The organism is Mesorhizobium sp. M5C.F.Ca.IN.020.32.2.1 (genome assembly GCF_004023105.1).
Lineage (GTDB): Bacteria > Pseudomonadota > Alphaproteobacteria > Rhizobiales > Rhizobiaceae > Mesorhizobium > Mesorhizobium wenxiniae.
On sequence record NZ_RZSX01000779.1, the window covers coordinates 1 to 2,991 of the forward strand.

Sequence of the window (2,991 nt, forward strand, 5' to 3'; positions counted from 1 at the left end):
TTGTGCCACTCGGCCAGATTCTTCAGGTGGTCGGCGATGAGGCCCTGGTTGAAGGCGTACTCGGCATCCAGGCCGCCATAACCGTTGTGCTTGGTGGCAATCGGCACGCCGTGGCTGGCCGCGAATTGTTCGAGGATGCGCCAGGGATGGCCGTCGGTGACCAGCGGGCAGGCATGGCCGGATTCCTTGAGCTTCCGCGCCGTATCGACCACTTCTTCCCACGTGTCGGGAAGCTCGGTGACGCCGACTTTGCCCAGCTCTTCCATGTTGCCGTAGAAGATCAGGGTCGAGCCGTTGTACGGCTGCGAATAGAGTTCGCCCTTGGACGATTCATAGTAGCCGCGGGCCCCGGAGAGGTAGTCGGCCCAGTTCACGTCGGGCATCAGCTCCTGCACCGGGATGATGGCGCCCGACAGCATCATGTCGAGCGTGCCGCCGTCGAAGAGCTGGAGCAGGACGGGATGCTGACCGGAGCGGTAGGCGGCGATGGCCTTCTGCATGCCGGCCTCGTAACTGCCCTGCCCCACGCAGTTCACCTTGTGCTCAGCCTGACTGTCGTTGAAAGCCTTGCACTCGGCCAGGATGGCTTCCTCGATACGACCGGTGTTGCCATACCAGAATTCGATGTCCGCGCCGTGCGCGGCTCCAGCTCCCGTGATCACGGCAGCCGCTGCCGCGGTAAGAATTATTCTCATGAGTGTCCGTCCTCCTTGCTGGCGCTTTCGACCGAACCATCTCGGCCTTCGCTTTTCATTGTTACTCATATTGTGTAACAATTGGATGACGGGCGCAAGCCCCCGAACTGCGAATTGTTAATCCGGAGCAGCTACTAAGCTCACGCAGCATTGGAAATTGTCACACGGAGCCGGTATGCGGTGTCAGGGAGGTGAAACGATGGTCTATTCCCCCGACAGCCGGATCGCGCCGCAATTCCTGCGGTCGGACGAAGGCGGCGTCGTGTCCCCCAATGAGCGCCAGCTGCTGCATCTGCTGTGGCGCAACCCTGGCCTGGCACGTAGCGAAGTGACCGGCCACACCGATCTGACGCAGCAGTCGGTCTACCGGATCATCGACCGCCTCGCCGAACGCGGGATCGTGTCCAAGGGGTCGCCAAAGCCGGGGCTTGGGAGCGGCCAGCCGAGCCCGATGCTGAGGCTCGATGCGTCCCACGCCTATTCCGTCGGGATCTCGGTCAACGCGGATGTCATCGACATCTGCGTCATGAACTTCTCGGGCGCCGTTCTGGCTGAAAGCAGCATCGCCTTGCGGGAACGCTCGATGACGGAGGCGCTCGAGCTTGTTGGCGGCAAGATCAAGGAGCAACAGAAGCGCCACGATCTCGCGGAGGACGCCTTCTTTGGAATCGGATTTGCGATCGCCGGCTTCCATATCGGCGGGACGCGCTTCAACGCGTCGCTTCCGTTGCACGAATGGTCGCTAATCGAACTCGGCCCACTGCTGGCCGATTTCTTTGCCAAGCCGGTGTGGGTGCTGAATGGCGGCCAGGCTGGCGCCGTGGCCGAGTCCATGTTCGGTGTCGGCCGCTATATCAAGCACTTTGCCTACATCAGCTTCAACTACGGACTTGGCGGCGGGCTGATAAGCAACGGCGAGCTCCTGCCTGGTGGCAATGGCAACGCAGCGGGCTTTACGCAGATGTATTCCGAGGACGAGGTGCCACGGCGGCCGGCGTTGCAGTCTCTCATCGAGCAGCTCAACCGCAACGGCGTCGACGTTCCCTCGATCACCTATATGCGAAAGAACTTCGATCCCAAGTGGCGGGGCGTGTCGGAGTGGCTGGATGAAGTGGCGCCTGCCTACAACCGGCTCATCAACGCAATCTGGGCAGTGTTCGACCCGCAGGCGATCGTTTTTGGCGGACAAGTTCCTCCGGGCCTGGCGCAACTCCTGACCGCTCGTACCGAACTCTTCGGCCGGCCTCGCTACAACGTGTCACGTCCCGTCCCGAAGCTCATCATCTCGGAGATCTCGAACGACGCGGCAGCCATGGGCGCGGCGGTGACGCCCTTCAAATCGACCTATTACTGACCGCCCTGCCCGCTTGATTGATTTGCCGGGCGATCGCCGTCTTGGCCGAGCCCTCTCCATCCCCGCTGAAACGCTGTTGCCTTTCGACGGTTGTTACACTATGAGTGTGACTCGTCGATGACGGCGGACCCGAGGAGCAAACGGGTCCAGTGTCTTCATCGTATACGTGTCCGTGGCTTATCGAGGAGCCTGGCCACAGGCCGGCTGGCAGCTCAAAACCTCCCGAGCTCGCCCGCCGGCTTCTCGTCCATGCAGGCAACACACGCCATCGGGTGGTGAACCGCCTTTTGATCGCGCTTGAGCGGTTCTGCCATTCCGAAGGCTAGAGCGCCGACCGAACAGCATCGACGAACGCATTGTGCGCGGAGGCATCGTCCCTCAGCGAGTATCTAAGGCCGGCGTTGATCTCGAGCTGCACACCTGCCCCCGTCTTTCCGCGGTTGCAGATGTTCAGGGGCTCCATGCCGGCATATTCCCCCGTGGTGATGATCTGGCTCTCGAAACCCGCGGCGAGCAACGCCGCATGGATGCTGGCGCGCAATGCCGTGTCGCGGCCTCCCACCTGGAGCGATTGCAGATCAGCGCCGAGGCCGTGAACCGTCAGCACCTTCTCGCAGGGTGCGATCAACTCCAGCGCGCGTGGCTCGTCGATCCGGTGCGATGTGATGTGCAGGCGCCAGTTGTTTTTCTTCGCGATACCTTCGAACGCATAGAAATTGTGATCATCACCCGCGATCGACCGCGCCAGTTCTAGCGTCATGAATTCGATCGCACCGCCGTGCGGGGCCACGATGGCAACCGGGCTGCCCGCGACCTTGCGCGTCGTGACGCGGTAGTCGAAGCCCTCGGTCTCGTGCTGAGCGAGTTCGGCATAGTTCTGATATTCGCGCCGCGTGATCATCCCGCCCCTCTGCTGCAGCCGGAGATATCACGATCCTACAA

Annotated in this window: 3 protein-coding genes; 1 reads left to right on the forward strand and 2 read right to left on the reverse strand. The window is 61.8% G+C overall.

The features are described 5' to 3' along the window. The coding region (locus EOA86_RS28695; protein ID WP_128344740.1) for an extracellular solute-binding protein at nt 1–695 on the reverse strand (695 nt) is incomplete at its 3' end. Nucleotides 696–894: 199 nt separating this feature from the next. On the opposite strand from EOA86_RS28695, the gene EOA86_RS28700 reads away from it, so the two are divergent. Beyond that, complete coding sequence (locus EOA86_RS28700; RefSeq protein WP_128344742.1) at nt 895–2,049, forward strand: ROK family transcriptional regulator; 1,155 nt, start codon at nt 895–897, stop codon at nt 2,047–2,049. A gap of 322 nt (nt 2,050–2,371) precedes the next feature. On the opposite strand, the gene EOA86_RS28705 is transcribed toward EOA86_RS28700, so the two are convergent. Next, complete coding sequence (locus tag EOA86_RS28705; protein ID WP_128344744.1) at nt 2,372–2,950, reverse strand: poly-gamma-glutamate hydrolase family protein; 579 nt, start codon at nt 2,948–2,950, stop codon at nt 2,372–2,374. Between the last annotated feature and the right edge of the window lie 41 nt (nt 2,951–2,991).